General features: G+C 47.2%; 17 protein-coding genes. 3 read left to right on the forward strand and 14 right to left on the reverse strand.

All coding sequences use genetic code 11. The features are described from left to right. Nucleotides 1–251: 251 nt before the first annotated feature. Both ESE_RS0101575 and codA read right to left on the reverse strand, forming a co-directional pair. A complete protein-coding gene (locus tag ESE_RS0101575; protein WP_010370150.1) occupies nt 252–1,952 on the reverse strand; it encodes an ATP-dependent DNA helicase in 1,701 nt (566 codons plus the stop codon). A gap of 883 nt (nt 1,953–2,835) precedes the next feature. Further along, nucleotides 2,836–4,077 (reverse strand): cytosine deaminase, encoded by a 1,242-nt coding sequence (codA, locus tag ESE_RS0101580; RefSeq protein WP_010370153.1) that lies wholly within the window; start codon nt 4,075–4,077, stop codon nt 2,836–2,838. Nucleotides 4,078–4,220: 143 nt separating this feature from the next. Here codA and ESE_RS0101585 point away from each other — a divergent pair, with 143 nt between their 5' ends. Then, complete coding sequence (locus ESE_RS0101585) at nt 4,221–5,270, forward strand: oxidoreductase (RefSeq protein WP_010370155.1); 1,050 nt, start codon at nt 4,221–4,223, stop codon at nt 5,268–5,270. Between the two features lie 44 nt (nt 5,271–5,314). Here ESE_RS0101585 and ESE_RS12420 read toward each other — a convergent pair whose 3' ends face one another. From ESE_RS12420 to ESE_RS12430, 12 genes are all read right to left on the reverse strand, one after another. After that, a complete protein-coding gene (locus tag ESE_RS12420; RefSeq protein ID WP_010370158.1) occupies nt 5,315–6,685 on the reverse strand; it encodes a LysM peptidoglycan-binding domain-containing protein in 1,371 nt (456 codons plus the stop codon). A gap of 76 nt (nt 6,686–6,761) precedes the next feature. After that, nucleotides 6,762–8,840, reverse strand: a complete 2,079-nt coding sequence (locus ESE_RS0101595) for a DNA topoisomerase (RefSeq protein ID WP_010370160.1) — start codon at nt 8,838–8,840, stop codon at nt 6,762–6,764. 103 nt (nt 8,841–8,943) lie between these two features. Then, nucleotides 8,944–10,293, reverse strand: coding sequence for a cytosine permease (locus ESE_RS0101600; RefSeq protein ID WP_010370162.1), 1,350 nt, complete (start codon nt 10,291–10,293; stop codon nt 8,944–8,946). A 277-nt stretch (nt 10,294–10,570) separates the two neighbouring features. Then, nucleotides 10,571–10,870 carry a hypothetical protein gene (locus ESE_RS0101605; RefSeq protein ID WP_010370163.1) on the reverse strand — a complete coding sequence of 100 codons (300 nt, stop codon included), beginning with the start codon at nt 10,868–10,870 and terminating at the stop codon, nt 10,571–10,573. A gap of 140 nt (nt 10,871–11,010) precedes the next feature. Next, on the reverse strand, nt 11,011–12,063 hold the full coding sequence (locus tag ESE_RS0101610) for a mechanosensitive ion channel family protein (RefSeq protein WP_010370165.1): 1,053 nt from the start codon (nt 12,061–12,063) through the stop codon (nt 11,011–11,013). A 114-nt stretch (nt 12,064–12,177) separates the two neighbouring features. Then, nucleotides 12,178–12,798, reverse strand: a complete 621-nt coding sequence (locus tag ESE_RS0101615; RefSeq protein WP_029237424.1) for a hypothetical protein — start codon at nt 12,796–12,798, stop codon at nt 12,178–12,180. A gap of 136 nt (nt 12,799–12,934) precedes the next feature. After that, nucleotides 12,935–13,636: an amino acid ABC transporter ATP-binding protein gene (locus ESE_RS0101620; RefSeq protein ID WP_010370169.1), complete on the reverse strand. Its 702-nt coding sequence runs from the start codon at nt 13,634–13,636 to the stop codon at nt 12,935–12,937. 12 nt (nt 13,637–13,648) lie between these two features. Then, entirely contained in the window at nt 13,649–14,197 is a 549-nt protein-coding gene (locus tag ESE_RS11270; RefSeq protein WP_010370171.1) for an amino acid ABC transporter permease, read from the reverse strand. Beyond that, a complete protein-coding gene (locus tag ESE_RS12425; RefSeq protein WP_010370175.1) occupies nt 14,178–14,315 on the reverse strand; it encodes a hypothetical protein in 138 nt (45 codons plus the stop codon). Before ESE_RS12425 ends, ESE_RS11270 begins: the two co-directional genes overlap by 20 nt. After that, complete coding sequence (locus ESE_RS0101630; RefSeq protein ID WP_010370180.1) at nt 14,315–15,094, reverse strand: transporter substrate-binding domain-containing protein; 780 nt, start codon at nt 15,092–15,094, stop codon at nt 14,315–14,317. The genes ESE_RS12425 and ESE_RS0101630 overlap by 1 nt, the downstream gene beginning before the upstream one ends. Nucleotides 15,095–15,099: 5 nt before the next feature. Continuing rightward, nucleotides 15,100–16,311: a lyase family protein gene (locus tag ESE_RS11275; protein WP_010370182.1), complete on the reverse strand. Its 1,212-nt coding sequence runs from the start codon at nt 16,309–16,311 to the stop codon at nt 15,100–15,102. Beyond that, nucleotides 16,277–16,444, reverse strand: a complete 168-nt coding sequence (locus tag ESE_RS12430; RefSeq protein WP_010370185.1) for a hypothetical protein — start codon at nt 16,442–16,444, stop codon at nt 16,277–16,279. Before ESE_RS12430 ends, ESE_RS11275 begins: the two co-directional genes overlap by 35 nt. 178 nt (nt 16,445–16,622) lie before the next feature. Here ESE_RS12430 and ESE_RS0101640 point away from each other — a divergent pair, with 178 nt between their 5' ends. Together ESE_RS0101640 and ESE_RS11280 are read left to right on the forward strand one after the other, a co-directional pair. Then, nucleotides 16,623–16,859, forward strand: a complete 237-nt coding sequence (locus ESE_RS0101640) for a hypothetical protein (RefSeq protein ID WP_010370189.1) — start codon at nt 16,623–16,625, stop codon at nt 16,857–16,859. Between the two features lie 66 nt (nt 16,860–16,925). Then, the gene (locus ESE_RS11280; protein ID WP_010370192.1) at nt 16,926–17,171 is read left to right on the forward strand and encodes a hypothetical protein; all 246 of its coding nucleotides are present in this window, start codon (nt 16,926–16,928) and stop codon (nt 17,169–17,171) included. Nucleotides 17,172–17,234 lie beyond the last annotated feature (63 nt).

Consider the following 17,234-nt stretch of genomic DNA (forward strand, 5'->3'; position numbering starts at 1 on the left):
TCTCGCGCCTGTTCAAACAAAGTTCACACTTTCATAATGCAACAGACGCACCGGGCGGAAAATATCACCAAATTTATAGCATTTCCCTTATATGGAACATTATACAACGTAAATACAGATTTGTTGCAATTAACAAAAAATAAGTTGCCTTTTGCTTAGGTTCTCCCATTTTCCGGATATACATTCTGTATGACAAGAAGAAAATCCGTGTTTTCTATGGCGAACACGGATTTCTAATGAATGTTATGGCCTTACTGTGACGCAATCAATCCTTGCACCCGTCGCATAGCTGCGCGATCATGTGTCACCTTATTGGCTAATGTTTGCTTTAATTCCGCCGGAAACGCGACGATTGCTAAATGCGACGCCGCCCGTGTTACTGCCGAATACATTAAATTGGTCGTAATGAACTTTGAAATCATCGGCAAGACAACCAACACATTATCCAGCGTAAATCCTTGAATTTTATGAATCGTAGTCGCGTACCCCAAATCCAAATTCTCACGGACACTCACCAACTTTGGACCATACGAAAATGGATTAAAACCAGTCTGACTGCTTTCGTTCAAATCAACTAAAATCGGATCCGGCGTATCAACAGTTTGCACCAACACCATGTCGTAATCCGGCATCACATCAACCACGGTGATACGGTCACCCCCACGCATCCGGACCTTCTCGTGTGCGCCACTCGCTTGGTTCGTCACGTAAACCGTCTGCATCACTTGAACACGGTCACCTGGATATAACGTTAAATCATCACGTACCCATAGTGGTACTTCAGTCCGCAAAACAGCTGTATCCAGTAACGCATTCTGCACAGCTGCATTAATGAGCTTGCGGAGTTCGTTAGTTGGTACGAGCGCCACGGTTTCCTTATCTGGTTCAGCGATTAAGGCCCGTTTGATCGTTTCAACCACAAACAACAGTGCCGTTTCTGACATTGGCACAAAGGTGTAAGGCCGCGTCAGGAAAACATCCGGCAACACTTCGGCTGGCATTAATTCAGTCGGTGCTTCAATCTGGGCCACATCGCCATCTAGCACAGCATTCGCAACCGTCGCAATAATTGGCGAATTAGCCCGCTTAATTTGTTGTAGGGTCGGCGTCTGGTTTGCTAAGTTCGCCAGCACCAACGCGTTCAAAAACGGCACTGGGTCATTCTCGACTGATGGTAGCTGGTGTGGATCACCAACAAGCAGAATTTGCGCCCCAGTTGCTAAGCCGTAGAGAATCGTGTCGATTAACGCCCGCACATTTGCAGCAAATGCCTCATCAACAATCATGAGGTCATACGTTGGATACCGACTGGCCTTCTCAGCATCTTCAAAAAAATGCCCTGTCCGTGCAATTTCCGTCATGGCATCGTGATTGCGGTATGTGAAACTAGTCGCCGTCGCAATGGTGACGTGGTCAACTGGCTTCAGCAAGTAATCCGGTTCATGTTCGTCAAGTAAATCACCAATAGCACGCTCGACAAGACCACGGGCATTCGTCGCTGCAGCGTGGGTTGGTGTTATCAACAACGTGTTCACATCTTGTTGTTGGGCTAATCGAATTAGGCGCGCCATCATATATGACTTACCAGAACCAGCCCGCCCTGTCACAATTTGAATTGGTGATGGTGTCGTTTGCATATTCTGCCAAACAGCGGTTTGCCCAGCCGTCAACGTCTCATCCGCCAGCATCCCGGTCGTCAGCTCGGTCATAACTTCCGGCACTGGATGTGGTTGCTGCAACATTTCAACCAAGGCTAACAGCCATTGATCATATTCTTGCCGTTGCTGCGCTTCTGGCGGAAGTTTATCGAAGATTTCACGGGCAAACGCCTTCATTTCTGATTCCGGTGTCGACGCCATGAGTTTTGCAAAACTTGTTTTACGGTAAATTTGTTCTGGCAATTTGTGGCGCCAGAAATACATTTCTGTATCGTCCTCTGAAAATCGTGTCATCTGCACGTGCCTCCCTTCGCTTACTTTCTTACAGCATTATACGACTGTTTTTGATGGGGTGGTCTTTATTAGAGTTAGTTAGTTATGTGTGTTGTGTTGTGTTGTGTTGTGTTGTGTCTGTGTCGTCGCGTTGCGACGAGGCATGGGGTTTGGGTGGGGCGTCGCTCCGTCTAGCTGCATTAGAAGGCTGGGACACGGTCCCAATCTATCTAAGTGCTTACCCATTTTGGCCTCGAAGCGAGTCCAAAATACGCAACCACTAAGATTTCTTTGGTGCCGCTACCTCCCTCGAACGCCTACTAATGCCGCAAGAACTCCACAACACCCCACCCAAACCCCATACCAGCAGCCAAGATGTGCTCTATCTGTTCGATAGTCATCCTCAATTATCAAGCATTTTTACGATTTAATTGTTTGTTTCACCAAAATTGACGGAAAAATATGGGCCGTCACATCTCAGCCAAAATTGCCCCCAAAATATACGTCAATCGGATACGTAATGACTACTATCGATTCCGTCAAGATGCTTTCATAATCAGGCACTGTTCCTCGTTAAGGTTAACTTATGTCCAGCTTTACCCATGAATGAAACGCAATAAAATTACGACTATCTCGGCTGCCGGCATGGTGGTTGGGGCGTGACGTAGCGATTCGCCTGGGTGAACTCACAAGTTCGGCCGACCGCCGGTTAGATAAGGAAATGGGAGCCAAACCCTTAGCACAATTATTTGGGAGCTAGCCGGTGCTCGCGCCGGCGGAGTTTACCCAGGCGAATCTTTGGCGAAGTCACGCCCCAACCACCATGCCTCGTGCGAAAGCACGACACACTCACGCCAATTTAAAAACGAGGTCTAACCACATCGGCTAAACCTCGTTCTGCTATTTATTCTGGTAATGTAACCGTCACTTCAGCTGGCTTGGTTTCGACCAAGACATTTCCGTTGTGAACGGAATACAACAGTTCAGCACGTTCGTTCAAAGCATCGTACCAGTTCTTGGCGTTGAAAATCAAGAAGTTCGCTGGCTTGCCAACTTCAATGCCATAACTGTCTTGCACTTGCATCGTACGCGCACCATTCTTAGTAATAAAGCGGTACGAATTCATGATTTCTGTGTAACCCATAATCTGCGTTGCATGCAGTCCCATGTGCAAAACATCCATCATGTTACCGTTACCCATTGGGTACCAAGGATCCTTAATGTCGTCTTCACCAAAGGCCACGTTAATACCCTCAGCGTCCAATTCCTTCACACGCGTCAAGCCACGGCGCTTTGGATAGGTATCAAACCGACCACCGAGGTACATGTTAATCAATGGATTTGAGACAAAATTGATATCAGCCATCTTCAACAAACGCATCAACTTGTAAACATAGGCATCATTATATGACCCCATCGCTGTGGTGTGCGAAGCCGTCACTTTTTCCTTGAGACCCGTTTCAAGTGCCAACGTCGCCATTGTTTCCAAACCACGTGAAGCTGGATCGTCGATTTCATCCGTGTGGGCATCAACCAACAAACCATACTTTTGAGCCACTTCAAAGGCAAAGTGCAATGATTCAACCGAGTATTCACGGGTGAATTCAAAGTGCGGAATCGCCCCGATTGCATCAACACCCATTTCAGCGGCCTTGATCATCAATTCTTTACCACTTGGGAATGACAATATGCCTTCTTGTGGAAATGCCACCAGTTGCAATGTCATCCATGGCTTTACTTCTTCACGAACTTCCAGCAACGCCTTTAAGGCCGTTAGATTAGGATCCGTCACGTCGACGTGTGAACGCACGAATTGCAAACCATGAGCTGCTTGAATACGCAACGCTTGGATGGCCCGTTGCTTCACATCTTCATGTGACAACGTTTCCTTGCGATCTGACCAGATGCGAATCCCGTCGAACAAGGTCCCTGTTTCATTCCATTCTGGGTCACCGGCTGTCATGGTTGAGTCCAAGTGGACATGGGGGTCCACAAATGGTGGCACCATCAACTTACCGGCTGCGTCGATCACTTGCTCATCGGCTACCGCTTCTAAATGATTGGCAATGGCGACAAACTTGCCATCAACCACACGGACGTCTTGGGCTTGGTCCGCATTTTCAATAAATACTTGCTTAATGAGCATTTTTCTTCCCCAATTAATTCATGTTGTTAACTTTCAGTAGAGTATACCATATCGGACACCTGCCTCGACAGTCATTTCACAAATGATTCCTTGCATTCACCTAGCAGTTCGGACACAATATGGGGTAAAGGGGGAAATATCTTATGTTAAATATTGCTTACGTTGGTTTTGGTAAGAGTACCAACCGTTATCACATTCCCTACCTGATGCAACGGCAAGACAAGTTCCGAATTACTCGGGTTGTTACGCCAACACTTGGCAAGCGCCCTGCCGAACAGCAAGCACTTGAAGCAACAGGTACTATTTTCTCAACTGATTTAAACGACATCCTTGCTGATGACACCCTCGATTTAGTCGTAGTCGTGACACCAGCGCCGGCACACTACATCACTGCCCGCCAATTGCTTTTGGCTGGTAAAAATGTGATTGTGGACAAGCCGATGGTTGAAACATTAACCCAGGCGCAAGAACTAGTTGATATCGCTCGCGAACGCAACTTATTCTTCATGCCTTTCCAAAATCGACGCTTTGACAGTGACTTTTTAACGTTGCAACACGTCTTAAATGCCGGCTATGTGGGCCGACCAATCGAATTAGAAGTGCATATGGACCACTATCGACCTAATAGTGCGACAACCACTGGCGGTCCCATCGACGGTGCTTGGTACGGTCACGGTGTTCACTTAGTTGACCAAATGATTGCCCTGTTCGGTAAGCCAACCAGTGCGACCTACGACTTGCGGGCAACTCGTGAACTCGGTGCTAAAATAGATGACCAATTTGAAGTGAACCTCCACTACCCAGATGCATTTAAGGCCACTGTCCAAGCAACTGAACTCGCGACGGTCGCCTACCCGAAATGGGTGCTGCATGGTACCGCTGGAACGTACATTAAGTACAACATCGATCAGCAAGAATACGACTTGAAGGTTGGCATCATGCCGGGTATGCCAGGATTCGGGGATGATGCGCCCCAAGATTATGGCCAATTAACCTACTTCAACCCAAGTGGTGATCGCATTGAAAAGGTCATCCCCACCATTCACGGTGACTACGGCCGCATTTACGACGCTGCCTACGACAGTATCGTAAATAACGCACCAAAGTTGATTTCTGACAGCCAAATGCTAGCTGTTATCGAAATTTTGCAAGCAGGGTTCAACGAACCAGCACCACATATCGTCCAATTCTAACGGCAAAAAAGCACTCCGCAACATAATGCGAAGTGCTTTTATTTTTAATACCAGTTATTTTGTGCGCGGAAATTAATCGCATTGTCGATCGAACCGTAACGATCGTTGATGTAGTTCAACATCCCCGTCGTTTGGGTTTCAACTGAACCGGTACCCCAAGCATTCTTGGTTTGTCCAAGGCCTAAGTAGCCATTTGGTGAAACCGCATCTGGGTTACCACCTGATTCAGGCAAAACGATATTGTTCCAAAGCGCATCAGTTCCACCAGCTGCGATAAATTGATCGTAAACTGATTGCGTTGCGGCTGTTGTATCAGCGGTTGCTGTTTGAACAGGTGCTACTGCCGTAGTGTCAGTATCCGCTGACGTCGTATCTGAAGTTGCCACGGGCGTCGTTGTCGTATCAACTGCTGCTGATGCGTTAACACTCGTCAATTGTGCAACAGCATCTGAAACAGCTGCTTGTTGGACAGGCGTTGCACTTGCCAAAGTCGTCTCAGTTGCAGCCGTTGATGTCACATCTGAACTAGCCACGGCAGTCGTCGTGTCATCAGTAGCTACAGCACTATCAACCGTTGTATCGTTAGCGTCGGCTGATGATGCCGCAGTTGCAACTGATGAGGCAGCACTAGCTGTTGACCCTTCAGTTGCCGCTGAGCTTGCCACAACAACTGGCGTTACTGACGCCCCGGCTGCTGGCACAACTAGCACTTGGCCAATTGACAACATTGCCAAATCCAAAGTTGGATTAGCGGCCGTCAAAGCAGCTACGGTCACACCATTGGCCGCTGCAATACTTGAAAGCGTATCACCATCGACCACCGTGTAAGTCCCCGTTGTCGCCGTTGACTTAGGCGCTGTTGATGTCATTTGCTCCAACGCTGCCGATTCGGCGGGCGTTACTGGTGCGGCTGACACACTTGCCGCACGCTTTTCAGACGCTGACGACGCCGCAACTGATGTCAAAACATCGGATGCTGAACTAGCAGCTGCCGTTTGTTCAGTCGTTGCTGACTTAGCGGCCTTAGTTGACGTCGCTGAGTCTGACGTTGCTTCTGATGAAGCAGCCACGGTTACGACTGGTGCGGCTGAATCAGAACTAAAGGCCACTTGCATCTCTGATGCAGGTGTCGTTGCCTTCGCTGCGGCATGCTTAGCCGGCGTCTGACGTTGTGGCATCGCTGCCCCAGCGCGCTTCACAATCTTTCGAGCCACATCTGACGTTGTGGTCACACCACGTGCTTCTGTTGACTTCTTGCTTTGTAGCAAACTAGACAAGACGGGAATTTTTGTCTCAGCGGTAATATCACTTTGCTTCTTAACGGCGTGCTTAATAGCATCCATGTGTGCGACCCCACTCACACCCATAGCACCTGCGACTGCTGCAATCACACCTGCTTTTGTCTTTTTATTCATATACCTTTTCCTAACCTACAAAATACACTCTCTTACTTACATCAAGTATATGACGAATATCATTTTTAGTGAAGCCCTATTTCCGAGGTTTGGGATTCAACTTAAAGCCATAAAAGGTACTACCCTTGTATGTTTGCTTGGCCAACTTCCCTACTGCCGTATAATCTTTACCCCGTTTTGATTTAGCCGCAAAACTAACTTCTTCGCCAGCCAATAGTTTCGCGAGCTCGTCATCCGTAAATTTATGCCCGCTCCATTCTTTGGCAAACGTGATTTCTTCACCATTGAAGGTGCCAGTTGTTTTCTCGCTAACCTTGCGCACGGGCTTGGGTTTTGGCGCCCCCAATGTTGCTTGCAATGCCTCGGCGTTCGCCACCATAATCGGCATATCATGATCAACCACTTGTGTCACTGATTCCAGCAACTTGTCCATCGTCATTTTAAATTCGCCCACTTCGTCCATCATTTCAAACAGACGCTTGGTAATCTTCGGCGACGCAATCCAAGTCCCTTTCACCATGACCGCTGACACATTACCCGTTTCCGTTAGTGTCAACTTACCACGAGCCTCACGCAACATCGCTTTTTGACCCTTACCCATGTCGGATAACGTCGACACACGTGTCGCTCCAGTACCAACATTATGCTTTTCCAAGTACGCCATAATCCACTTCGTCGTGGGTTGCTGTGGCTTCTTGTTGGCGCCTTCATGAATGTACGGATCCGCCATTGGTCCCAACACGCCCGCATTTTCATCCTCATCGTCATCATCAACGCGTGTGGCGGCAAATGAATCATACACCAACTTAAAATTCAGTTGAATTGGCACATTGAACGCTGTTTTAAAACTTGGGTAATCGGCCAAGTCGGCCGTCACGTGGTCATACACGTAATCTTCCGCCAGCATCGCCAAGTAGTTCTTCGCCAGAACTTCATAAATCGCCATCGCACTGTCGCCGTACTTTTTCAGACTTTGTACATCAGCTGGCACATTGACACCCGGCCGGTTCGCCCCGTGGGATCCTTGTGGCTTCACGTGCGTTGACCGTGGTTGCCGGTGTGTCAACAAGCTCGTATCAACCCCCACCAACTTGGCAATCCGGTCGACCAACGGGAGCAGTTCATTGAATTGCTCCGGGGTAACCGTCTTGTCTTCGGTACGGGGGTACGACACCACTTGTGCTTCGTACATTTTTTGATAAGTCGCCAACACTTCCTTTGACGCATACCCGCGCGGTGCCAACACGGCGGCCAACCCCGCCAAGTCTAGCAAACGTCCTGGTGCTTGGGTCCGAGTTTGGTGCTTTTCGTGTGCCACCGCACTACTGTGATACTGGGCCATATCTTGTTCGGCCGCGGCCTTGTTCGGAAATCGCCATGGTATCACGTCGCCATCTTTTGTCACGCGACCAAACACGTGACCAGCTGGGTCCTTGAACTTCACTTCATAAAAAGGGGTTCGAACATAGTTTTTAATCGCTTCTAGTTGTTCATAGATTTTCCAAACGATGACCGACTTCAACCGGCCTTCGCGGGCGACGACCTTATAACCAGCTTTCTTGGCGGATGTCGTCGCAATGCGCGTTAATTGCATCGACATAAAGTCCCAACGGTTACGACTTTCACCCTTCAAGTAAGCACCGTGTTGCCACTTATCTGTCACATCCGTTAATTGTCGCATCGCCGCCTTAATACTCTTAGGTGATTCATCCATAAAATTGGCGCGCAGGACTTGGCCGTGCCAGCCAATGGCATCAATTGCTTCCCAGGCCAATAAATCACCTTCACCAGATGGATCCGTGTCGGTTGCAATAACCAAGGCGTCATACCCCTTCTTCGACTCAGCCTTGATTTCATCCACAATTTTCTTCGTTGATTCCGACTTACCCGTCCGCAAGTTACGATTACGAATGTACGTCCGTTGCCACTTGAAGTCGCTAATCTGCCAAGGCATGTACTTGAGTGTCCACGACTTGTAGGCCTTTTGCAACTCAGCTGGCACCATTTCTTCTGGTTCTTTCAACGTCATGACGTGGCCACGGAGGTTTGTAATATTGAAGTTATTGCCTTCAAACTGACCGACCTTCCCGCCAAGTGCTTTGACGAAATTTTGGGCAGCAGATGGTTTCTCAGTAATAATTAAATAGTTCGCCATAAGTCCCTCGCTTAATTGTCATCCCGTATTTTCGCTAAAGCTCTATTATAGACGAAAAAAGGCAACCCGCCGATTTGTAAGCAGGTTGCCTTAATGTTTTCTATTACTTTTTAAGTAGCTTAGCCGCGATGTAATAAATAACACCCGTTAATGCCATCGCTACGAATGTCACACCAATTGTTTGACTGATGATATCAACTGACTTCAAACCGAAGTACAAGGCAATACCAATCAACCAAGCACCGATAGCCAACCAGTTCAAGCCACCATTGTACCAGTACTTACCGTCAACCTTCGTGAATTCTGACAACTCATATTGTCCCTTACGAATAAAGAAGAAATCCACCAGGAAGACTGCGATTTCTGGACCCAAGAACATACCAATGTAATCCAAGAACAAAATGAAGGCATCCAAGAAAGTGGCAAACCACAATGGAATGAATGACACCAACGTTGCACCAATCGTGACAATCCACAAAGCAGGTGTCAACTTCAACTTGTGCCACATATTGGTCAACGCTGACCCAGCCGCCATCAAGTTAACCGCGTTAGCCGTTGTTGACGTAATCACAATAACTAACAAGGCGATAATCCCCAAGCCTAGCTTTGACGCAATCGTTGATGGATCTGAGTCGTTTGGATCAAACGCGTTGTTCATCAAGGCCGTTGCGATCGTTGCCGTCAAACCAATGAAGGCAAACCAGAATAGCCCAATGTTAGCACCCAAGAATGACCAACCCGTTGCCCCTGACTTACGCTTCGTGAAACGTGAGAAGTCAGATGATGCCGTTACCCAGGCCAGGTTAAAGGCGGCCAAGATATCGATTGCAGCCCCTGATGAGATACGCACCTTTGCTGGTGGCGTCCAGGCAAAGATATCCGCTAATGACACGTGTTGGAAGACCACAATTGATTCCCAAATCACGAAAATTGCGACCAAGATAATCCCAATACGTTCAATCATCCGGACCGAACGCTCACCCAATGAAATTGATGCCAAGTGCAACAATGACATGATGATAATCCCGATGACCAAACCAGCTTTGCCGCCTGCAGTATAGGCTTGCCAGCCAAACAAATCCTTGAAGATTACCGAAATTGAAATCGCAGCGATAAACGTATTTGCGGCAGCCCATCCAATAAATTGCACGATGTTAATAATTGATGGTAAGAATGACCCACGCAAACCGAATGATGCACGCGTCAAGGCCATCATTGGCAACCCCGTTTTAAAGCCCATAAACGAAGCAAGTGCTAATAAGGCATATGACACCAATCCCGAAATAATCAAAGTCGTCGACGCAGTGTACATCCCCGCTGCGGCAATCACACCACCGATGTACCACGTCCCGTTGTTGGCATTGGCACCAACCCAAGTTGCAAACATATCCCAGTTTGACATTGTGCGCTTGTCAGTTGAAATCGCTTCAACTTGACCAAACTGCTTTTCCATATTCCCCTCCTTGCACCCAGGTATAAGGTAAACAAAAAGGGCCACTCCGTTACAAAAATGTACAGAGCGGCCCACTAATAGTCTACAGTTATCCTAGGTGACGCGCTCTTTGGCCAGTTCTCTGACTGACGGTTAAAAGAACTATTTATAATTTTCAACTTGGTCTACTATACCGACCTTGGTTAACAGCGTCAACCGTTTAAAGGGATAGTAAAAACCTTGTAAAACGTTTAACGTCGCGCTACTAGTACGGTAACGCGACGTTAACTAATTTTTGTTAAATATGACCTGTAATGATACCAAGTACCGCAAGTAACATCACTACGAATGACCCCAGCGTACCGATCAGCGCGACCCAAGTAATCCCACGTGGGACCGTCCAACCGTTTACGCCATCGTAATCACGCCATGTTTTGCGCCCTTGGAAAGTGACAAACACGATAATGGCGAATACCGATAAGACGCCTTGACCAATCACACTTAGGACTTGTGGTAGTCCGGTTGGCACGACCGAAAACAATGTATAGTTTGCGACGGCAGCCAAGCCAACGACAATCGCTAATAATGCAGATGCCATCTCAAGTTCCCCTTTTCATTTCAATATTGTTACATCTATTGTAACGGGCTTCACACGTCTGCGCACGCTAAAAAGCCAAATAACTTAAAAAAGGTTAGCGTTTAACAAAAAACGGTAAACCCGCAGGCTTACCGTTTTGATTAATTTTCCATTGGCGCTTCAATGCCGGCTGATAACTGAATATCATGGGCTGCCAAAATACGAATAATTTTCATATTAATATCAGCTCGCGTCCCGGCCCAGTCAGCGTCTGGCAGCATCTTGAACTGTGCGACAGCCATAAACTCATGTCCCCGTGTCGTCACGGAATTGATGTACGCCTTTTGCGTATCAGCCGCAAATCGGTCGTCAGCAGCCAGCATTGCTTCCACATCAGCCATCGCCGCCATCATATCCTTCGTCTTAGTGGCAATGTCTAAGTAGAACGTCAACGTTAACTTGCGGGTCTCCATCCGTGACCAATTCGTAATTGGTTCATTCGATAGCGTCGCATTCGGCACAATCACCAAAGCGCCATCAAATGTCCGCACGAGCGTTGATCGGAATGTAATATCTTCCGCGATTCCCTCAACCGACGGTGACGCAATCCAGTCACCGATTTGGAAAGGCTTTTCAGTAATGATGATAATTCCACCTAACAAGTTCTTGATTGGATCTTGGGCGGCCATCGAAACAGCCAATCCAACCAACCCCAGTCCAGCGAACACCCCATTCACATTAATGCCCCAGTCAGACAAAATCATCGTCACCGTTAAGGCCATGACGACAAATTGCAGAATACGGGTCAAGAATGGCATCACAATCGAATCAATCTCCATGTGCACGCGTTCGCCTAGGTGCGCCAATAACGTTGTCAATGAACCCATCAACGTGTACAACCCATAACCGATACTAAAAATTAGAATCGAGCGATAAACTTGCGTCGCAAATGTAATCAGCAAATGTGGTGCATGGGCCGTGTGCAAAGCCAACAGTAACCCTGAAAACAGCACGACGACGCGCGCTGGATTTTCAAACGCCATCAAGACGTCAATCCACGCCTCAAAGCGCTTCGGAATCCGCTTCTCAATAAAATGAAAAATGCCCCGGACGACACCACGAATCAATAAAAATGACACAATGACGATCAGTAAGGCCAAGCCCAATGATTGCCAATCAAAGCTGTGCGCTAACCAGCGTTCAAACAACTTCATGTTTCTCTCCTCTGTTTAAAATGCTATTTTACTAATCTCAAATAATTACAGTTTTCAAGTATAACAAAGAACGCACGGTCGATTGACTGTGCGTTCCAGGTCTTTATCAAGTTTTTACTTCTGGTTCTTAGCTAACTGTTGCAGCTCATGCAACGTCGTCTTACCACCATTCAAGCCCGTCGTCCGTTGACCATTATGCACATACGTCACGTATGGCAAGTTTGTCACCTCAAGACTGTCTCGGAATGATTTCTTCAGCGTGTACGCCCCTGTATCGAAATAGTAGACTTCATGATTTTTCGCGAGTTGCTTAATCACTGGCGATAACTTGCGACTATCTGGGGATGCCGCCGTACCAATATAAATGTAATAATCACCACTTGAACGGTCGTTAACAACGGCGTCCAACTCATTTTCAGCGATTGCCGTTGTCCGCTTTAAGTTGTTGCGATAATCACTTTGTGTGACCAATGAAATCCGATTTTCATGGCGCTCCACTTGCCAACTCACTAATGATCCAATCACAACCAACGCCAAGAAGACGCCGTTTACTGCGATATAAACGGTTCTTAACTTAGGTAATAACTCATCCGCTAGAATGTTAATCAGGCCAATCAACAACAAGCCCCAGAATACATTCACGCCAAAGCCGAACAAGTGGTTAACCACCGCCCAAATGTATTCCAACACAAGGATGATAATTAAGCCGTATACCCACACTTTTTCTTTTCTCATCACAATAGCTCCTAAACATACTGATTAATAGTATATGGGAGCTTAGTGCCTCTGCCCAGCTTTCAGCGGATTCCTCATAAGAAATTTAAAAAAGGACGCAAGCCCAAGTCGGTTTGCGTCCTTACTTTTCAGCACCCTAACGTGTTAGGAATGCTGTGATAGCTGTATTTTGTTGTTCAGGTGCGAAGAAATCATCGGCACGTTCAAACGCTTGGACCCGTCCATCCGCCAGTAATAGCACATCATCCGAAATATCACGTGCAAACGCAATATCGTGCGTCACTAAGATAATTGTCCGGTTAGGCAACTTGGCCACCTCAGTAATCATGTCCGTCACTTCTCGAATCGATTCCGGATCCAACGCTGAAGTTGGCTCATCCAACAACAGCACCGGCGCTTCCGTAATCAAGGCTCGTAAAATGCCAATGCGTTGTTTCTGACCACCGGATAGTGAACTGGGATATTGTGTCGCAACCCCAGCCAAATTAAACTTTTCCAGTAACGTCATTGCACGTTCGCGGGCGACCGCTTTCGATTGCTGACCAGTCAGGTAAAGTGGCGAGGCAACATTATCTAGCGCCGTCAAATTTGCGAATAAGTTAAAGTGTTGAAACACCATCGCTGTTTGACCAGCTAAATCTGGCACACTGCCAGTCGTAACTGGTTGTAGGCCGTTCAACGTGCGAATCAATGTTGACTTGCCTGCACCAGATGGGCCGAGGATCGTTAGGACTTGTGCGGTGGGGATGTCAAACGACACCTCATGCAACACTTCCTTGGTGACATGCTTTTTATTCGTTGGCACCGTCACAACCAACTGCTTAACTGCCATTGTCATGATGTTCCCCTCCTACATGTACCGACGATAATAGCGTTCTAACTTATTTTGCAAAGCCGAATACGCCACTACCAACAACCAATAAATAATCGCGACCGCTGCGTAAACTTCCATATACTTAAACGAACCGCCAGCGATCAATTTACCTTCACCAAATAGTTCCGTCACCCCAATGACAAAGGCCAATGCAGTTTCCTTCAAAATACCAATCGTGTAATTGCCAAACCCTGGAATTGCATTTACGGCGGCTTGCGGTAGCATCACGTGTTTAAAGAAGGCCCACTTATTAATCTGTAACGAGGTGGCTGCTTCCCATTGCCCGGCATCAACAGAATCAACGGCTGCTCGGAACGTTTCGGCCATATACGCCGCATACTTGAAGCCCAAAGCTAAAATGACCATCACTTCTGGCGACCAGGTCTTCAACGCAGGAATAATTTCAGGCAAACCGTAGTAAGCCAAGAAAATTTGCACGACCCCGGGTACAGCACGGAATACTGACACATAGAACCGAGCAACCGCTTGTAACCAGCGATATCGACTACGACGCAACCAGGTCACGACGGCGCCGACCAGCGTTGCGATTACAAACAGTTCCGATGGTCAAGAGTAAGGTCAATGGCACATATGGTAAGAGCTTTGGCATCACACCAATCATATAATGCACATCAAATGACATTACTTAAGCGCCTTTCCATTGATAATATCTTCACCGAAGTACTTGTGTGACAACTTTTGCAATTCGCCATCCTTGTACAACTTCTTCAAGCCGGCGTTAAAAGTCTTCGCGTCCTTCTTACCACTGGCATCCTTCGTGAAGACCGCACCGTCATGGTCAGCTGCAATCTTGTCAGGCAACATCTTCAAAGCCAATTGCTTGTCCTTGATCACCGCCTTCAAAATTGGACCTGAGTTCGTCACACCATCAACCTTGCCACCGTTAGCAGCCGTCACGGCATCATCGCGTGACTCAAAGGCACGTACATCAACCTTCTTGTTGTACGCATTCAAATTTTTGATGCTCGTTGACCCTTGCACAGCGCCAACCGTCTTACCAGCCAAATCACTGACCTTCTTGGCCTTGCTATCCTTTGGCACGGCAACTTGTTGGTTATACGTTGCGTACAACTTTGAGAAACGGTATTGCTTAGCGCGGTCCTTGTTGTAAGCAACCGCGTTTGACACACCTTGAATCTTCTTGCTGCTCAATTGTTGCAACAAGCTATCAAAGTCACCGTTAACCCACTTCACCTTGTATCCTTCTGCCGCAAACGCCTTGTTCGCAACTTCAACGTCGAAGCCAACCAACTTATCATTTTCCTTATAAGACGTTGGATATGACACACCAGTTGATCCCAATGTAATCGTCTTCTCAGCAGCGTGCACTGGCATGTTAGCCAAAGCTAGTCCTGCGACACCTGCTGCAACCAACGTCATCATCTTTGTATTCTTCATCATGTTGTTTAACCTACTTCCTTCTCTAAAACATGTGCAATCAATGTTGGGATTTCGACGGTCGTCTTTTCAAATGACGCCACCGTCTTTAATTCTGACAAACTTGTTACCTCGGCAACCGCTGCATTCGCCATCAAATCGGTCAAAAAGTCCGTTTGCTGGTCAATGCTTCGTTGTGCCACCTCGAACAAAATTTCGTGCGCGGTTTGCTTACCCAGACGGTCTGCTAAGAACATCATAATGTCCTCCGCATAGACTAAATCACCTAGGCGCGCCACGTTCTCCTGCATCTTGTCGACATTCACCACTAGACCATCAAGCATCGCAATGAGCGAGGTTAACTGACGATCAACATACTGGTGAATTTCAGGCAAGGCTAGCCACAATTGCTTCCACGCAATTGCATCACGTTCATTGACGCTCAACAACGCGTGCATCAGCTGCGTTTGCGCGGCAAAAATTGGCTCAGCCAATGCAGCAATCGCTTCAAAGTTTTCTGGATTGCGCTTGTGTGGCATCGTTGACGACCCAACTTGCCCGACAAACGGCTCAGCTAATTGCTGATTTTCCGTGCTAGCTTCGTTATAGAATTGCCGACCAATTTTGGCTAACGTTGCCCCCAACATTGCCAATTCGCCAGTGTACGCCACCAAACGATCGGGTGCGTTGTGCCATGCAACGGTCTCAGTTTGTAAATGCAACTCAGCCATCAAGGATTCTTCAACCGCAATTCCGGCCATACCAAGTGCCGAATGCGATCCAACCGCACCAGCGAAGACGCCTGTTAATGTGTCGGCCTTCATCTGCGTTAACCGGTCAACGTGTCGCTGAATTTCATCTAGGTAGCGTGCTAAAACAAACCCAAATGTAATTGGCACCGCATGCACATTATGTGACCGCGCCATATATGGCGTTTGGGCATACGTCTTGGTTAACGTTGCTAATTGCTTACGTAACGTTGCCAGAAGGGATTCGTACCGTTCATAGTGATCAGCAGCTTGCAAAACAAGTCCTGTATCTACAATGTCTTGGGTGGTTGCCCCAAAATGCACATACTCACCAGCTTCTGGGCCAGCGATGCGCTGCATTTCTTGAATTAATCCCAACAAGGAATGTTGTTTTTCGTGTGAAATCTGGGCAATTCGATCAATGTCTAAATCGCCGAACGCCAAGTTCACAATCGTGTCAGCTGCGCTTGCGGGAATTACACCCTTGCGCACCTTCCACCTTGGCTAGCGCTTGTTCCACAATAAATTGCTTCTCCAACTTGGCCTCTTCAGACCAAATTTGGCGCGCTTTGTCCGTCGAAAAATTGCCACCAATCACTTCATAGTCGATTGGATGTGCTGCCATGTTTGATACCTCCGTTTTTTCGGCTTGTATTACAACGACGATTATTCTGGACCCACTACTTTGTTTTGACAAATAAAAAAGTGTTATTGTCATTTAACCCACTAAATCAGTATTGAATTCGCACCGCCAGTAGCGCGATAATTAGATAAAGCATCATTCATTTAGAGGGAGAATTACAATGGCTGATATGACTAAATTGGCACGGCTATTCCAGTGGGCCTTGGTCCCTGTAATGGTTGTGTTGTTAATTCTAGAGATCGTTCACGGTAGCACGTCCTGGTACGGGGTCGCCTTTCAACTTATCTTGGCAGTAGCTTTCACTGTCATGGGTCGCAGTAGCAACATTCGCATTTACTGGCTGGTTGCATTTCTGGCGTTGGTAACGGCTGTCGTGAATGTTACTCACTTGTTATAGAAGCACCAATAAAATTCTAAGAGAAGGAACACACGCGTTTTATAAAAAATTGTGCAGGCGAACCATATGGTAACCACTACAAAAATCAAGGAAACTGCGACGACTATTGAATACCACTATTACGTCGAAAATCACAAATCAAACCCGGCAGATATCGGGCGTATCGTCTTTAAAAAAACCGGTGGCGCAACAACTTGGAGCGCCGAAAATGACCCTCGCAAAATTTACCTAACACATGCGATGCGCTCCTTACTTCGAGTGAAAATAGATACCGGTGTTTTACCAGATAAATCATCTGAAGCTTGGTATTAAAGCCTACCGGAGGCTACCAAATACAAAAGTGCACTCAAAATGGCTGGTAACATTTGTCTTAGC

The organism is Weissella cibaria KACC 11862, from assembly GCF_000193635.1.
Lineage (GTDB): Bacteria > Bacillota > Bacilli > Lactobacillales > Lactobacillaceae > Weissella > Weissella cibaria.

Excerpts from the sequence above, each read along its gene's own strand:
- ESE_RS0101630 (WP_010370180.1), bottom strand. The coding sequence starts at position 15,094 with ATGATGAAGAATACAAAGATGATGACGTTGGTTGCAGCAGGTGTCGCA.
- ESE_RS0101600 (WP_010370162.1), bottom strand. The coding sequence starts at position 10,293 with ATGGAAAAGCAGTTTGGTCAAGTTGAAGCGATTTCAACTGACAAGCGC.
- ESE_RS11280 (WP_010370192.1), top strand. The coding sequence starts at position 16,926 with ATGGTAACCACTACAAAAATCAAGGAAACTGCGACGACTATTGAATAC.
- ESE_RS12425 (WP_010370175.1), bottom strand. The coding sequence starts at position 14,315 with ATGTCATTTGATGTGCATTATATGATTGGTGTGATGCCAAAGCTCTTA.
- ESE_RS0101640 (WP_010370189.1), top strand. The coding sequence starts at position 16,623 with ATGGCTGATATGACTAAATTGGCACGGCTATTCCAGTGGGCCTTGGTC.
- ESE_RS12430 (WP_010370185.1), bottom strand. The coding sequence starts at position 16,444 with ATGGCAGCACATCCAATCGACTATGAAGTGATTGGTGGCAATTTTTCG.
- ESE_RS0101610 (WP_010370165.1), bottom strand. The coding sequence starts at position 12,063 with ATGAAGTTGTTTGAACGCTGGTTAGCGCACAGCTTTGATTGGCAATCA.
- ESE_RS12420 (WP_010370158.1), bottom strand. The coding sequence starts at position 6,685 with ATGAATAAAAAGACAAAAGCAGGTGTGATTGCAGCAGTCGCAGGTGCT.
- ESE_RS0101575 (WP_010370150.1), bottom strand. The coding sequence starts at position 1,952 with ATGACACGATTTTCAGAGGACGATACAGAAATGTATTTCTGGCGCCAC.
- ESE_RS0101605 (WP_010370163.1), bottom strand. The coding sequence starts at position 10,870 with ATGGCATCTGCATTATTAGCGATTGTCGTTGGCTTGGCTGCCGTCGCA.
- ESE_RS0101595 (WP_010370160.1), bottom strand. The coding sequence starts at position 8,840 with ATGGCGAACTATTTAATTATTACTGAGAAACCATCTGCTGCCCAAAAT.
- ESE_RS0101585 (WP_010370155.1), top strand. The coding sequence starts at position 4,221 with ATGTTAAATATTGCTTACGTTGGTTTTGGTAAGAGTACCAACCGTTAT.
- ESE_RS0101615 (WP_029237424.1), bottom strand. The coding sequence starts at position 12,798 with ATGAGAAAAGAAAAAGTGTGGGTATACGGCTTAATTATCATCCTTGTG.
- ESE_RS0101620 (WP_010370169.1), bottom strand. The coding sequence starts at position 13,636 with ATGACAATGGCAGTTAAGCAGTTGGTTGTGACGGTGCCAACGAATAAA.
- codA (WP_010370153.1), bottom strand. The coding sequence starts at position 4,077 with ATGCTCATTAAGCAAGTATTTATTGAAAATGCGGACCAAGCCCAAGAC.